This window comes from Micromonospora sp. NBC_01699 (assembly GCF_036250065.1).
GTDB lineage: Bacteria > Actinomycetota > Actinomycetes > Mycobacteriales > Micromonosporaceae > Micromonospora_G.
The window spans coordinates 3,885,739-3,899,984 of record NZ_CP109199.1; the positions used below are offsets into that span (position 1 = coordinate 3,885,739).

The 14,246-nt window shown below is 70.9% G+C and carries 16 protein-coding genes; 5 read left to right on the plus strand and 11 right to left on the minus strand.

The annotated features are described in order from the left end of the window. The first annotated feature begins 110 nt into the window (after window positions 1–110). Together OG792_RS16985 and OG792_RS16990 are read left to right on the plus strand one after the other, a co-directional pair. Window positions 111–677 carry a GNAT family N-acetyltransferase gene (locus OG792_RS16985; RefSeq protein ID WP_329110724.1) on the plus strand — a complete coding sequence of 189 codons (567 nt, stop codon included), beginning with the start codon at window positions 111–113 and terminating at the stop codon, window positions 675–677. Then, entirely contained in the window at window positions 674–1,336 is a 663-nt protein-coding gene (locus OG792_RS16990; protein ID WP_329110726.1) for a YdcF family protein, read from the plus strand. The genes OG792_RS16985 and OG792_RS16990 overlap by 4 nt, the downstream gene beginning before the upstream one ends. A gap of 4 nt (window positions 1,337–1,340) precedes the next feature. Here the strand turns inward: OG792_RS16990 and OG792_RS16995 are convergent, their stop codons facing one another. Both OG792_RS16995 and OG792_RS17000 read right to left on the minus strand, forming a co-directional pair. Continuing rightward, complete coding sequence (locus tag OG792_RS16995; protein ID WP_329110728.1) at window positions 1,341–1,535, minus strand: hypothetical protein; 195 nt, start codon at window positions 1,533–1,535, stop codon at window positions 1,341–1,343. A 78-nt stretch (window positions 1,536–1,613) separates the two neighbouring features. Next, window positions 1,614–2,402, minus strand: coding sequence for an inositol monophosphatase family protein (locus OG792_RS17000; RefSeq protein ID WP_329110730.1), 789 nt, complete (start codon window positions 2,400–2,402; stop codon window positions 1,614–1,616). A gap of 561 nt (window positions 2,403–2,963) precedes the next feature. On the opposite strand from OG792_RS17000, the gene OG792_RS17005 reads away from it, so the two are divergent. After that, window positions 2,964–4,250 carry a cytochrome P450 gene (locus tag OG792_RS17005; RefSeq protein WP_329110732.1) on the plus strand — a complete coding sequence of 429 codons (1,287 nt, stop codon included), beginning with the start codon at window positions 2,964–2,966 and terminating at the stop codon, window positions 4,248–4,250. Between the two features lie 3 nt (window positions 4,251–4,253). Here OG792_RS17005 and OG792_RS17010 read toward each other — a convergent pair whose 3' ends face one another. Then, window positions 4,254–6,254, minus strand: coding sequence for an acyltransferase family protein (locus OG792_RS17010; RefSeq protein ID WP_329110734.1), 2,001 nt, complete (start codon window positions 6,252–6,254; stop codon window positions 4,254–4,256). A 92-nt stretch (window positions 6,255–6,346) separates the two neighbouring features. Here OG792_RS17010 and OG792_RS17015 point away from each other — a divergent pair, with 92 nt between their 5' ends. After that, the gene (locus tag OG792_RS17015; RefSeq protein WP_329110736.1) at window positions 6,347–6,655 is read left to right on the plus strand and encodes a hypothetical protein; all 309 of its coding nucleotides are present in this window, start codon (window positions 6,347–6,349) and stop codon (window positions 6,653–6,655) included. Window positions 6,656–6,697: 42 nt separating this feature from the next. Here the strand turns inward: OG792_RS17015 and OG792_RS17020 are convergent, their stop codons facing one another. The 3 genes from OG792_RS17020 to OG792_RS17030 all read right to left on the minus strand — a co-directional run bounded on the left by OG792_RS17020 (window position 6,698) and on the right by OG792_RS17030 (window position 9,784). After that, on the minus strand, window positions 6,698–7,219 hold the full coding sequence (locus OG792_RS17020; protein WP_329110739.1) for an HAD domain-containing protein: 522 nt from the start codon (window positions 7,217–7,219) through the stop codon (window positions 6,698–6,700). A 157-nt stretch (window positions 7,220–7,376) separates the two neighbouring features. Then, window positions 7,377–7,970 (minus strand): hypothetical protein, encoded by a 594-nt coding sequence (locus OG792_RS17025; protein WP_329110740.1) that lies wholly within the window; start codon window positions 7,968–7,970, stop codon window positions 7,377–7,379. A 14-nt stretch (window positions 7,971–7,984) separates the two neighbouring features. Continuing rightward, window positions 7,985–9,784, minus strand: coding sequence for a DUF4012 domain-containing protein (locus OG792_RS17030; protein WP_329110741.1), 1,800 nt, complete (start codon window positions 9,782–9,784; stop codon window positions 7,985–7,987). A gap of 245 nt (window positions 9,785–10,029) precedes the next feature. Between OG792_RS17030 and OG792_RS17035 the strand changes: the two genes are divergently transcribed. Then, window positions 10,030–10,641, plus strand: coding sequence for an arsenate reductase/protein-tyrosine-phosphatase family protein (locus tag OG792_RS17035; RefSeq protein ID WP_329110742.1), 612 nt, complete (start codon window positions 10,030–10,032; stop codon window positions 10,639–10,641). On the opposite strand, the gene OG792_RS17040 is transcribed toward OG792_RS17035, so the two are convergent. From OG792_RS17040 to OG792_RS17060, 5 genes are all read right to left on the minus strand, one after another. Further along, window positions 10,622–12,148, minus strand: a complete 1,527-nt coding sequence (locus tag OG792_RS17040) for a polysaccharide biosynthesis tyrosine autokinase (protein ID WP_329110743.1) — start codon at window positions 12,146–12,148, stop codon at window positions 10,622–10,624. The genes OG792_RS17035 and OG792_RS17040 overlap by 20 nt on opposite strands. 202 nt (window positions 12,149–12,350) lie before the next feature. Continuing rightward, the gene (locus OG792_RS17045) at window positions 12,351–12,572 is read right to left on the minus strand and encodes a hypothetical protein (RefSeq protein ID WP_329110744.1); all 222 of its coding nucleotides are present in this window, start codon (window positions 12,570–12,572) and stop codon (window positions 12,351–12,353) included. 185 nt (window positions 12,573–12,757) lie between these two features. Beyond that, the gene (locus tag OG792_RS17050) at window positions 12,758–13,057 is read right to left on the minus strand and encodes a DUF1622 domain-containing protein (protein ID WP_329110746.1); all 300 of its coding nucleotides are present in this window, start codon (window positions 13,055–13,057) and stop codon (window positions 12,758–12,760) included. 64 nt (window positions 13,058–13,121) lie between these two features. Beyond that, window positions 13,122–13,523 (minus strand): DUF1622 domain-containing protein, encoded by a 402-nt coding sequence (locus OG792_RS17055; protein WP_329110748.1) that lies wholly within the window; start codon window positions 13,521–13,523, stop codon window positions 13,122–13,124. Between the two features lie 80 nt (window positions 13,524–13,603). Beyond that, window positions 13,604–14,191, minus strand: coding sequence for a TMEM165/GDT1 family protein (locus OG792_RS17060; RefSeq protein ID WP_329110749.1), 588 nt, complete (start codon window positions 14,189–14,191; stop codon window positions 13,604–13,606). Between the last annotated feature and the right edge of the window lie 55 nt (window positions 14,192–14,246).

The window sequence follows — 14,246 nt, forward strand, 5'->3', positions numbered from 1 at the left end:
GCGGTCGGCGACTCCTCCCACCGGAACTCCGCACGCAGTTCGCCGAGGCGCCTGAGGACTCCATCCTCACCTCTGCCTCGGCCGTACGTCGATAGGGCAGGATCGGAGCCATGTATCCCGTCACGCTGGCCGGTCAGGCCGTCAAGCTCCGCGAGTTCCGCTCGGACGACGTGGCCGACGCCTTCGCGATCGATGGTGACGACCGGGTCACCAGGTGGCTGTCCTTCGACAGTCGCGACCGGGCCGCTACCGCCGCGATGGTCGACGGTGCGATCACTCGGGCGAAGCTCGTCCCCCGCACCGAGTACTACCTCGCCGTTACCGACGCCGACGCCGACGATCGCATGATCGGCTTCGCCCGGCTGGGCTTCTCCGGCGTACGGGCCGCCAAACTCGGGTACGCCATCCACGCCGACCACTGGGGCCACGGCTACGCCACCGACGCTGCCCGTACCCTCATCGATTTTGGCTTCGGCCAACTCGGCCGACATCGCATCACCGCCGCGATCGGCCCCGAGAACGCCGCGTCGATCGCCGTCGTCAAACGGCTCGGCATGCAGTACGAAGGCCATCTCCGCGACCATGTCCACACCGGCGGCACCTGGCGGGACTCCCTGCTCTACTCCATTCTCGCCACCGAGTGGACCGCTGACTCAGGACCGGGAGAGACGCCGTGACAACGACGACGGCCACCATCCCGCCGAGCCTGCGCGTCGATGTCGAGTGCCTGTGGAGCTATCACGACATGCACCATGACATCCGCCCGGTCGATGTCGGCATCGGGCTCGGCAGCCACGACCTGGGCGTCGCGATGGTCGCCACCGACCTGTTCCGTCGCGGCATGTATCCGCGCCTCATATTCAGTGGCGCCAACGCCCCGACCACCATTGACCGCTTTCCGCGCGGCGAGGCCGTCCATTACCGCGACTACGCGATCAGCCATGGTGTACCCGCCGACGCGATCTCCGTCGAGACACAGGCCAGGAACACAGGACAGAACATCGAGTTGAGCCGTGAGTTGCTGGCGCGGCAACGTGTCGAGGTCCGATCGGTCATCCTCATGTCGCGGCCGTACCAGCAACGACGGGCCTACGCCACCTGCCGGAAGGTCTGGCCCAAGGTCGACATCGTCTGCGCCTCACACCCACAGTCACTTGACGGGTACGTCGCGAACATCGGGAATGCCGACAAGGTCATCAATATGCTCGTCGGCGACACCCAACGTATCCAGAAGTACGCCGAACTCGGCTTCGCCATTCCCCAACACGTACCCGCCGACGTACAACTCGCGTACGCCCGACTGGTCGGGGCTGGTTACACGACGAGGCTCGTATAGCCCATCAGATCCGGGACTCGTTGATCGCCACTTCGATACGCAGCCCGATCCCGGTCCGGGCCAGGAGGGCTGCGAAGATATGCGGCTCGAACGAATCGGAGTTGCCCGGCATGGCCAGCAGCGAAATCAGCAGAGCAGCGACTATCGCCATGGTGCCAAGAACACGTTTGTTGGCGGTATGCGGAGATCGAGGGTTCACGGCGGGATCCTCTCATGATCCGGAAGATTTCGGCTCGCTCCAGCCGGCCGGACTCTTCGGGATCACGGGTCGTGCGCGCTAGTTGATCAGGGACATCAACCGGTGGTGGGTGTCGGGGTCGGCGGCCACCACGAGGCCGCGGCCGGCTGGGCCGAGCGGGGCACCGTCGATGCCGGTGACCATGCAGCCGGCGGCTCGACAGACGGCGATGCCGGCAGCGAAGTGCACGCTTCCGGACAGGTCACCACCATCGGTGACGTACGCGGCACGCTTGCCGGCCGCGACCCAGGTCAACGCCAGCGTCGTGGAAACCACCCGTGGCCGGAACCGCTCCACGAAGCCGGGGTGGGCCAGCAGGTCCACGGCCCGGAATCCGGGCGCGCTCGGGAACGGCGGATCGAGGTTGACGTCCACCAGCCGGGTCACGGGCGTGGGAGTCAGCCGGGTGTCGATCCCGTCGTGGCGTACCCAGGCGGTTTCACCGTCGGTGCAGAAGACCTCGCCGCTGAACGGATCGGCCACCGCCGCCGCCCCGTTGCGCAGCGCCACGTTGACAGCCACCAACATGTTGCCGACGGCGTAGTTCAGGGTGCCGCACAGGGGATCCACCAACCACTGACGCGCGGAGTCGGCCGGGCCCTGCTGACCACCCTCCTCTCCGAGCACCGCGTCATCGGGCCGCGCCGCCCGGATGATGCCCAGGATCGCCCGCTCAGCCTCCAGGTCGGCGGCGGTGGCGAAGTCTCCGGCCCCCTTGTCGACACGAGTGAGCCGCCGACCGTACAGCCGGCGCACGACGTCCGCGCCGGCCTGTGCCGCGGTTGTCGCAAGCCTGGCATCGTCGGTGTCCGGGTACGAGTTGATCACGCCGAGTAGCGTACCGGGGGCAACATCTTTTGTACGAGGTACGTAGGGTGTTGCCTCCGTCAGCGGGTAAGTCCTTTTTGGAGTTATGCGGTACCGACGATCGGCTGCTGACCGACCTGCCGTAGCCGATGGCGTCGCCGCGGTGTCGGTCGCACCATCCGGGGTACGCCCCGGTCAAGCGCGTCCACGTTGGCATCGGGGCCACCTCGGGCACGCCACCGCCACGGGTCCGACGTCGCCCCGGTGCACGATCCACAGCCGGTCCACCCGGTATTCGGCGGCGCCGGTGCCCGTTGCCCGGTCGCAACCGGCTGTGACACCATCCGCTCAGTTGATCGTCCCCTATCGATGCAGGAGGTGCTCATGACCCGGATGCTGCGACACGTGACGGCTCGCCTGATGGGCAAGTCCCAGGTCAGCGGACGTTACCCGTACTGGCTCTACAACTACGAGTAGGCCGATCCCGCCACCGTCGGGACCGGCTTCCACCACGAACGGCAGCCAGAAACCGGTCACAGGATCCCCACCCGGGATCCTGTGATCCTCGCCAAGGGGGTCCGGATGGCAGACGGCGGGCAGGTCGGTCGGCCGCCGGGTCCGCGTGGCCACTGGCTGATGGGCAACATCCCGGAGTACGACGCCGACCGGATCGGTTTCCTCCGACGCAACCACGAAGAGTACGGCGACGTCTTCTCGTACGACGAACGAGCGGTGTTCGTGATCGACCCGGACCTGACCCACGATGTGCTCGCCCGCACCAACACCGACTTCATCACGGAGTTGGCACCGTTCGACATGCAACGCGGCATCGACCAGGCCGCCCGGAAGGGCAGCTCCTGGATGTCGGCACGCCGTACGGTGTGGCCGGGGCTCAACCACTCCAACGCCACCTCGGCGGACCGCCGTACGGTCGAGATCCTCGACGCGGTCACCGACTCGGTCGCCGGTGGCGAGTGTGACGTGCTCCCGCTGATGCGTACGTTCACCGCCCGGTCGGTCTCCGAGTACTGCTTCGGGCCCGACTCCGTCGGCATCCCCGAACTGCTCGCCGAGAGCCTCGACGTCGCCCGACCGTTCTCGGGCACGTCGTACCAGTTTCCCGCCTGGTTGCCGTTGCGCCGCAACCGGCGCTTCTTCCGGACGCACCGGCACACCATGGAGACGCTGACCGAGATCGTCCGGCGGCGCCGTGCCTCCGCTGCCGGGACGTCGCACGGGGATCTGCTCTCCCTGCTGCTCGGTGTGCATCCGGCGATGCCGGACCACGCGGTGATGTCGACCCTGCGCGGCATCCTGATGGGCGGCCACGGTGTGCCCGCCGCCGCGCTCGCCTCCATCGTCCGGGAGTTGGCCCGGCAACCCCGGCTGGCCGCCGAGCTGTGCGCCGAGGCGGGCGGTGGTGACGCCCCGCCGGCGGCGCGGCTGCCGCTGGCCGAGGCCGTGGTCAAGGAGGTGCTCCGGCTCTACCCGCCGGTGTGGCTGATGACCCGCACCGCCCGTACGGCCACCTCGCTGGGGAAGTGGTCGCTGCGCGCCGGAGACGACGTGTTGCTGAATCCGTACCTGATCCACCGGGATCCTCGGTGGTGGCGGCGACCGGACGAGTTCGACCCCGCCCGGTGGCTGACCGGGCGGCCGGCGCCCGGCTCGGCGTACCTTCCGTTCGGGGCCGGTCCACGGGTCTGCCTGGGCTCGGCACTGACCATGCGGCAGCTCACGCTCGTCACCTCGCGGCTGGCGCAGCGTTTCACCGTCGAGTCGCCGAACGCCGAGTCGGCCGCCCCGGAGTTTCTCGGCCGGCTCGCACCGGTGGGCCTGCGGGCACGGTTCGTACCGATCACCGGGTGAGCGTCAGCCGGGTCCCTCGGTGGCGAGCTTGGTGAGCTGTGGGATCAGCCAGGGTTCGATCCAGCCCTGCACGCCCTCGGGGGTGAAGTGCAGTCCGTCGCTGCGGATCCGGATGTTGCCCGCATCCCAGGTGAACCGGCCCTCGGGGCAGACCCGGCGGTTGAGGTCGACCACGCTGACCCGGCCGGGCTTACCCGCCGCGACCGCCTGCTGGAGCCGGTTCCACGCGTCGACCCGCCCCGGCTCGTCCTCGGGCCAGAGACCGCCGTCCGGTCGTTCCGCCCGACGGGTGTACGGGGCGGTCAGCAGGACCACATGCGCACCCCCGGCCGAGACGGTGTCGATCGCCAACTCCAGCTCCCGGGTCAGGTACGCGTCGTACTCGGGCTGCCCCACGTGCTGGTAGCCGTTGCCGAGTCGGCGGTCCATCAGCTCCCACCGGTCGAGCAGGATGACCGCGAGGTCCGGGTCGTCGCCCTGTACGCCGCGTCGCCACCGCTCGTCCCACCGGTCGCAGCCCGGATAGTTGCCGTGCGGGGTGCCCAGGTAGCGCACGTCCGGCAGTCGGGCGATTCCGCAGCCCTGCACCGCGCGGACGGTCACCGCGAGGTTCGGTTGCCGGGGCAGGTAGGTGCCCAGTGACCAGGCCACCGAGTCGCCGAAGAAGGCCACCCTGGGCAACGCGCCGGGACTGCGGCCGGCTCGCCGCAGCGGTGAGCGGTTGGCCTGCTGGGGCGCGTTCGGCACGGCGGCGACCGCGGCCGGCTGCCGGGTTTCCGGTAGCGGCTGGGGCGAGGTCGCGATCATCGTCAGGGCGGCCACCGTGGCGAGCGCGGCACCGGTCAGGGCCGCCGGCGCGAACCGGCGGCGGCTCGGCGACCCGGTCCGGTGGCGTGTCGACCTGGTCCGATACCGGATCGGGCGCTCGACCAGCAGATACGACAGGATCGCGGCGCCGAGCGTCGCGCCGCAGCGTACGGCGAACAGGGTCGGCCCGGACAGGCCGGTCCGCTCGCCGTTCAGCCAGCCGAACAGGGGCCAGTGCCACAGGTAGACCCCGTACGAGATCCGGCCCAGCCAGACCAGCGGCGGCAGCGCCAACAGCCGGGCGGGGACGGATTCCGGCTGCTCGACCGCGTACGCGATGACGACCGCGACGGCGACCGCCGCCGCGAGCAGTCCGCCCCGGTAGAGCCAGGGGTCGGCGCCGTCGGCCCGGGTCCAGAGCCCGACCACCGCGAGCAGGGCGCCGACGGCCAGCGCCCGGAACCAGACCGGTCCGTGCCGGCCCGGTCGACGGGTCCGGACGGCGGTGGCGCGCAGCGTGAGCAGGGCGGCGAGGGCGCAGCCGACCAGGAGGGCGGCGGCACGGGTGTCGGTGCCGTAGTAGACCCGATCGAGGTCGGCCGGGTCGTACAGGGCGGCGGCGGTCGCGGTGGACCCGACCGCCCCGACGATCGCGGCCCAGAGCAGGACAACGGGCCGGAAACGGGTCAGCACCAGTACGACCACCAGCGGCCAGAGCAGGTAGAACTGCTCCTCGATGCCGAGTGACCAGGTGTGCAGCAGCGGTGATGGTGCCCCGGTGTCGGCGAAGTAGTCCCCGCCGCGCCACGTCATCCGCCAGTTGGCGACGTAACCGAGCGCGGCGAGCGTGTCGACGCGCAGTGCGGCCAGTTCGGTCGCGGGTGTGAGCCGCCGCGCCACGACCACCACCACGGCGAGCAGGAGCAGCAGGGCCGGAAGCAGGCGCCGGACCCGGCGTCCCCAGAACGCCACGAGCGCTATCCGGCCGGTCCGGGCCCGCTCGGCGAGCAGCAACGAGGTGATCAGGAACCCGGAGAGCACGAAGAACGCGTCCACCCCGAGGAACCCGCCGCGCCACGGTGCCAGCCCGCCGTGGAAGGCGAGCACCGCCGCCACCGCCGCCGCCCGTACGCCGTCGAGCGCGGGCAGGTAGCCGAGGTGCTCCCCCGTACGGCCGGACCCGGCAACCAGTGTCACGACACCGTTCCCATCTCGCGACGGTCACGCTCGGTAGTCGCCTTCAGCCTAGGTGCGGTCGTGGCGGCGGGAGGGACTTCGGGCCGAACTTCGTGCCGCACACCGAGTTGAGGATCGGGCGGGCCGAGGTCGCACTGATCGGTGCGGCCACCAAGCCGACCCACCCGTGGGTGCAGGTCGAGTTGGAACACTGCGGTACCGCCACGAACCGGCGGCGGGACGGCAGCCTCGTCACGATCGACGCGCCGAGACGCGGTGAGGCGTCGCCGGCGCAGCTCGTCGGCATCGACCCGGACGACCTCGACGAGTCGGACAAGCAGGTGTTCTGGGGCCGCAGCCCCGCCGCACGCTGGCGGATCAGTGTCACGCGCAGGCAGCGACCGAGGCCGGGCGCGACCTGACCAACCTGACCGAGATCCAACTGGCGGTGAAGTACGCGTACTTCAACCCGACCGCCGTGGCGGAGCGGGACGGCGAGCGGTAGCGGGAAGCTGTCTGGAGAGGGCGGCGGCCCAGGCAAGGAGTTGGTCGACGTAGGCCCGGGTGAGGCCGACAGCGGGGTCGGCGGTGACCAGGATGGTCGGTGCGGCCCGGCTGTCGCGCCAGGTCCGGGCCTCGTGGGTGTGGGCCTCGTCGATCCAGGCGGTCGGCCGGTGCCGGGCGAGGGCCGCGACGAGCGGGACCTTGGCGTTCGGGTGAAACGGCACCGGCGGCATCGTGAGCACCGGCAGCGCGGTGATACCGAGCAGCGGGGCGAGGACGAGGTTCGCGTCCTCGTTCCAGCTCGTCGCCCAGGTCACGTCGAAGGTCTCGGCCAGCTCGGTGATCCAGGCACCGTGACCGGGATCGATCCGGATCGGTTCCTCACCGGGAAACAGGTCGTGTTCGACGAATCCGGCGGGGCAGGGGCCGTCGAACGGGTTCAGCACCCCGTCGACGTCGAGGAACAGCAGTGGCCGGGTCACATGGTCGATTGTGGTCGGACCGGCCGCGACGGTGGTACCGAGATCCACGAGATTCGGACAGGGACGAGCGCCGGTCGGACAAGCCCTCGCTCGTCCGACCGGCGCTCAGGCGCGACGCGCCACCACGGGAGATCGGCCATCTTCCCCGTGGCCAGGGTCAGGCCGTGCCGGCCCGGACACCGCCACGACGGCGACGGACCACGGTCAGCATGACCAGGACCACACCGAGGAGCAGGAGACCGGCACCGATGCCGAGCTGCCGCCCGAGCGAGCTACCGGTGACCGGCAACTGCCGGTGAACGACCGTCATCTGGGTCGTGGCGTCGACTCCCGACTCCCGTCCGACGCCCCTGATCTGCCAGACACCGCGCCAGTCGGCACTGAAGGTGAGCTGGAACTCGCCCTGGGCGTTGGTCGTCGCGGTCAGCGGCGGGAAGGCCGGGTACGCCACCGGCACCATCGCGATCGTCGCGCCGGTGTCCTGGCGGACGGAGGCCCGTTCCGGTGCGCCGGCCGCGACCGACAGCAGGGTGAAGGTGATGTCGACGATCTCGGTCGGGCCGTAGAACCGACCGAACAGCGTCGTGTCGTCACCGACCACCAGGGTGGCGTCGCTCAGGGTCAGCACGGGCGGCTGCGGCGGGTAGGACGGTTGTGGTTGGGCGGCCGCCGGACTGGATGTCATGGTGGCAAGCGCGCCGGCCATGACGAATGCCGCCATGGCCGAGGCGACGATGCGGGTGAGCCGCATGATGGATCCTCTCTCTACTGTTCACACGTGGTTGCAGGAATGACACGGGTGGTCCATGGCGTGGCGCCGGGAGTCAGCCACAGTTGCGCGGTGCCGGCCCGGGTCACCGGGGTCAGCAGGTCGACCTCCAGTTCCCGGGTCTTGCCGGGCGCGATGTCGACGCTGAGTACGGCGACCCGACGACCCCGTTCCGTACCGCCACCGATCGGGGTGGCCGCGCCGTCGAGCCGGGCGCGTACGGGGGAGCCGCCGACCGGGCTGAAGACGTACGCGACGACCCGGTTGCGGTACGGGTCACCGGGCAGTTGCAGGCCGAGTACCGAGTTGCTGAGGCCCTTACTGGGCGCGGTCGAGCCGATGGTGAGCCGCAGTTTCAGCTCGCGCCGGCCGTCGGGGCGGCAACCACCCACGGCCAGCTCGGCGGAGCGGGTCAGGTAGTAACCGAGCTTCGAGCCGGTGCCGTCGTTCAGGAAGGCGCCGACGGTCGGTATCGCCTCCTGCTCGGGGAGCACCCCGGCGACCGGGGTGTCGACCAGGTCGTCCTGCTCGGCCGGGTGGGCGCTCCAGAACAGGATCCGGCGTTCGGCGACCGCCCGGTCCATCGCCGCAAGCAGCTTGCGCGGGTCGACCGGGCGGGTGAGCAGGGCGTTGAACACCGACATCGCCGCGGTGGCGAAGTACCTGTCCTGGTCGCGGGGCGCGGTGATCCGGTCGTACGCCTCGGAGAGCAGGGTCTTCACGGCGGTGGCCGAGGTGAGCGTCGGGTGCTTGGGCACCGGTACCGGGCCGATCGCCTCCAGCAGGTAGGACAGGGTCACCGGGTCGGTGGCGAGCACCCCGTCGACGACCGTGCCGGTCCGGCGCCGGTACATCTCCCGGAACAGCGCGGCTGCGGTCGGGAAGTGCGGGGTCAGGTTCACGTCGGCCGGGTAGATGCCGAGCAGGTCGGTGTAGAGGCCCCGCATGTCCTGGTCGAGCTTGCTGACCGGGGTGTCGAAGGCGCCCAGTTCGGAGGCGGCGCCCTGCTTGAGGATCTGCACCCTGCCCTGGTCGGCGCGCAGCACCGCATACGCGCCGAAGATGCCGCCGGTGGAGCGGGGTTCGGCCAGGTTCTGGAAGGCGACGAGGTAGGTACGCGGGCCACCGGCGCCCAGCAGCGGTGGGAGCAGGACGGCACCGTGACGGGCGGTCGAGGTGAGGTCGGACAGCCGGTCCAACTCGGCGCGCAGTTCCTCGACCGCCTCGCGGACCGGTGCCTGGAGCCCGGCGGAGCGGATTGCCGCGACCCGGACCCCGGCCTGCCGAACGGCGGCGTCGGCCGTGCTCAGTTCGGGTGCGGCGGCCTGCAACCGGGCCAGGTCGAGTCGGCCGGCCTTCGGCACGAGGGTGTCCAGGTCCAGCCGGAGCAGCGACGGGAAGGCGTGTCGGGCGAGGTCGTCGACGGCGGCGGCGATGTCGCGTACGGCGGACAGGTCGTCGCCGCCGTACGGCACGTGTCCGGCCGCCCGCCAGGCCGGGTCGCCGGTGGCCGACCGGGCCGCGCCGGCCTGGGTCTGGAGCGCGGACAGCGTACGGGCGGCCTGTTCGGAGTCTCCGGCGAGCACCTGCTGGCCCAGTTCCCGGGCGAGCCCGGCGGCGCTGAGCAGGTGCCCCCGGGCCTGCCAGCCGCGCAGCCCGATCCAGCCGACGCCGAGGAACAGCAGGCAGGCGACCACCAGGACGGTGACCAGGGTACGGCGTAGCCGCGCTCGTGACCCGGACCGGCGGGACCGGTGTCGAGAGCGCTGTTTCGGGGCGGACTCGCCCTGCGTCACACCAACACACTCCATGCCTCGGGCAAAACGACCATAAGGATGTAATTGCTACAGATCTCTATAGCATGCTTATTCGTTTCTTCGCCGTCGTACTGGCGATTTATGGGTCATACGTGGCGAGTTACGAATAAAGCTCGCAGTCAGCGCGGTAGTCCGGCCATTCGACGCGGATCGCGGCGACCGGCCGCTCGTTGCACCCGGTGGGCTACCGGCGATCCCACGCGCCGGAGCAGCGAGGAGGAGACATGCTCGGCGGGGTGCTCATCGTGTGCCACGCGAACCTGTGCCGGTCCCCGATGGCGGAGTACGTCGCCCGGGAACTGCTGACCCGGCAGCTCGGCGGCGAGGCGTCGGCGGTCCCGGTGGCCAGCGCCGGCACCCACGCGGTGCCCGGTTACCCGATGCACCCGCACGCCGCCCGGCTCACCGCCGAACGCGGCACCGACCCGGAGGCGTTCCGCAGCCGGCCGCTGCACGCCGAACAGCTGCGCACCGCCGGGCTGATCCTCACCGCCACCAGAGCCCAGCGGACCACCTGCGTCTCGCTGGCCCCGTCCGCGCTGCACCGTACGTTCACGCTGCGGCAGTTCGCCCGGCTGGCGACCGCCGCGGCCGAGCAGGGCGTGGTGGAGCAGTGCTGGGCGGCGCCGGACGGTCGACGGGACCCGGTACGGCGACTCGACGCCGCCGTGGCAGCGGCCAGCCGGGCCCGAGCCGGTCTGCAACCCCCCGTCCGGCCGGAGGACGACGACCTGACCGACCCGGTGGGACTGCCGATCGCGGAGTTCCGTCACTGCGTACGCGAAATCGAGCGCGCGCTGCGACCGACGGTGGGGCTCATCGCGGTATCCGGGTGAGCTCCTGGGTCGGTGTCGCGCTCACCGTCCGCGAATCCTGTCGCGGCGGTCCCGGCTCGTCCCCGATCGCACCCACCGGCGGCAGCTCGGCGCCGCCCGGCCAGTCGACCCCCTGGGCCGCCGGCACCCCGGAGATCGGCGCGGCCGGCGGCGGGTCCGCGACCACGGTCCGGTACATCTCGTACTGGTAGCTGTCGGCCCTGACCACCTTCGCCATGTTCAGCACGCAGCCGAGCACCCGCGCGGCGACCGCCTCCAGCGCCTCGGTGGCGGTCGCGACCTGCGCCCGGGTCGTCTTGCCGTGCCGGGTGGCGAGCAGCACCCCGTCGGTCTGCACCGCGACCACCGCGGCGTCGGTGACCGCGAGCAGCGGGGCGGTGTCGACGATGACGATGTCGGCCGACTCGCGCAGCGCCCGCAGCAGGTCCGCCATGCCCTTGGAGCCGAGCAGCTCACTCGGGTTCGGCGGCATCGACCCGCCGGGCAGGACCAGCAGCGACCTGTCCCCCCAGGGCTGCACCACGTCCGCGACGTCGACCTCGCCGATCAGCACGTCGGTCAGGCCGACGCCGGGCTCCAGCCCCAGGTACTGGGCGATCTTCGGGCGGCGCAGGTCGGCGTCGACCAGCAGCACCTGCCAGCCGGCCTCGGCGAGCGAGATGGCCAGGTTGCAGGAGAGGGTCGACTTGCCCTCGCCCTGCACCGCACTGGTCACCGCGATCACCCGCGCCGACTCGTGCACGTCCACGAACCGCAGGTTCGTACGCAGCTTGCGCATCGCCTCGGCCCGCGCCGACTGGGACGCGGCGCCGACGATCAGCGGTGCGGTGAGCGCCTCCACGTCCCACGGAATCTGGCCCAGCAGCGGGCTGCTGGTCAGTTGCTGGAGGGTCGCGCCGTCCCGGACGGTAGTGTCGATCAACCCCCGGAGCACGCAGAGCGCGATCCCGAGCAGCAGCCCGAGGACGCCACCGACGGCGAGGTTGCGGGCCGGCCGGGGCGAGACCGGATCGGCACTGACCCGGGGCCCGCTGACCGTCTCGATCTTCACCGGTGGCTCCTGCGCGCCCGGCGGGGTCTCCAGCCGCTGCACCAGCGAGACGAAGTGCGACGCCACCGCCTCGGTGAGCCGCAACGACCGCGCCTGGTCGCTGTCGGTGACGGTGGCCCGCAGCAGTACGGTGTTCGCCTCCACCCGCGAGCTGATCCGGGCCCGTACCTCGTCGGCGGTCAGCCCCACCGGTCCGGCGGCCACGATGGCATGCGCGAGCCGATCGCTGGTGAGCAGGTCGGCGTACGACTTGACCCGTTGCTGGAGGAACAGGCCACCCTGGTACGCGTCGGTCACGCCCTGACTCTGCGTCGTCACGAAGAACGTCACCGACGAGGTGTACAGCGGCTCGGTACGCACGGTGACGAGACCGGCGGCACCGAGCCCGATCATCACCGTCGCCAGTACGAGCCACCAGCGTTGACGCACGACGGCAAGGTGGGTGCGCAGATCCATCAGGCCAGACCTCCCTATCTGCGGCATTAACGGTTGATCCGGCATGAGGGCGTTCGCCCCGCCACGAACTCGGACAGTATGAAAAAGAGCCATACCATCCGCAGTCAGTGCCGAACCGAATGTAAAGGACTGAACCGCCCTTGCACCCGGATTCGCCGCAACACGGCAGATATTGCCCGAGCTGTTCTCGCTCCCGCTCCGGTCAGCGAGGATCCCGCGGGGGGCGGGGCGAGTCCTCGGTGTCCTCCAGGGACTCGCTCAGGCCCTCGGTGAAGTCGTCGCCGGGAACCGCCACCTCCTCGGCCTCGTCGAGGTCGTCCGGATGGTTCGGCTGTTCCGCGCCCGGCAGCGACGGATCACCGGCGAAGCCGTACTCGTTCGGCTCGTCGTGGCGGGCACCGTCCCCGGGCTTCGGTTTCGTCATCGCTCGACGCCTCCTCCTCGGCCCACCGCCGCGTCGGCCGGGGCCGTGTCGTGCCGGACCGGACCGGCCCGAGCACCACTCACGGTAGGCACGGCGGAGACGGTGGGTCGGGAAACCTCGGCTTTGCCACCGCAGACCACGCGCCGCCGACGGCCGGACCCGGAACCCGACACCGGGGCGGGGCCTCAGCCCGACGGCTGCGTCGGGGCCGAGGTCGGCGGCGTCGGCCGGGTGCCGGGCTTCGCGCGGGTCGGCCCCATGCCGGTGGCCGGGGTCGCCAGGACCGAGCCGATCACCGTACGCAACAGCACGATCGTGCCGGCCGTGGCGATGTCGGTCCAGTGCTCGGCCGACACCAGCCGGATCAGACTGGCCGCGGTCAGCAGGTCCAGCAGCAGCCGCAGCGCGGTCCGCCAGGAACGGACCGTCAGCAGCGTGACCACCCCGGACACCAGCGCGGCGGCGGTGATCACTCCGATCGCCATCGACCGGATCACCGGGCCGCCCACCGGCAGGTTCCGGGCGGTCGCGGGAAGCGGGTCCGGCCGGTCACGTCGCCTCCTGCCGGGGCTGCCCCGTCGGCCCGGATCCGGCGTACGCCGGGCCGCGCGCGGCGATCTGGCGCTGCTCCTGCTCGATCTCGCGACGCAGGAAGTAGTTCAGTACGGTCCGGATGGTGGCGATCGCCGCCAACTGCCCGATCTGCTCGAAGCTCGGGGCGACCGCGGTGCGCAGCACGTCCGCGGCGAGCTGGAATTCGAGGCCGAGGGTGAGGAAGCGACCCAGCATCAGCCGGATCGGGGTGAAGACCGCGGCGGTGCGGTGACGTACGCCCAGCACCAGGAACCGCAGCGCGGCCCAGATCGCCCCGATGAAGATCACGCACGCGCCCACCGCCTCGACGATGGTGACCAGCACCTCGGAGACGTCGCGCAGCAGTTCCTCGGACAACCCGGCTCCCTCGGCCCGACCGGCAGGTGGCCCGCCGGACGGGCGGTTACCCCAGGTCGGGCCGAGTAGGCCGGTTCAGCTCAGAGCAGTTGCTTCACGCCGTCGAGCAGCAGCCAGAGCCCGGACAGCGCGAACAGCGCGGCGGCGCCGTACTTGATGACCTTCTCCGGCAGACGGCGGCCCAGCATCCGGCCGACGAGGATGGCCAGCGCGTCGGCCGCGACCATACCCACCGTCGAGCCGACCCAGGTGCCGAACCAGCCGTACTGGGTGGCCAGGGTGATCGTGGCCAGCATCGTCTTGTCGCCCAACTCGGCCAGGAAGAACGCGACCGAGACGGCGATGATCGCCGACCGCTTGGTCCGCTCCGCCTTGGCCCGTTCCTCCTCGGTCAGCTTGTCACCGCGCAGGGTCCACGCGCCGAAGCCGAGGAACGCCACCCCGGCACCCAGCGCTATCCAGCCCGTGGGCAGCGTCGCGCCCAGCCCGTAGCCGATCGCCACAGACGCGAGATGGACCAGTGCGGTGGCGATCGTGATGCCGATCAGCACCTGCATCGGTTTGAACCTGGTGGCGAAGGTCAGCGCTATCAGCTGCGACTTGTCGCCCAGTTCGGCGACGAAGATCACGCCGAAGCTGACCACCAGGGCAACGAAAAAGCCCTCCATGAAAACCCTTCCCGGTCGGGACCGGGTCCAGGGCGCGATCGACCTCGACCCGGCT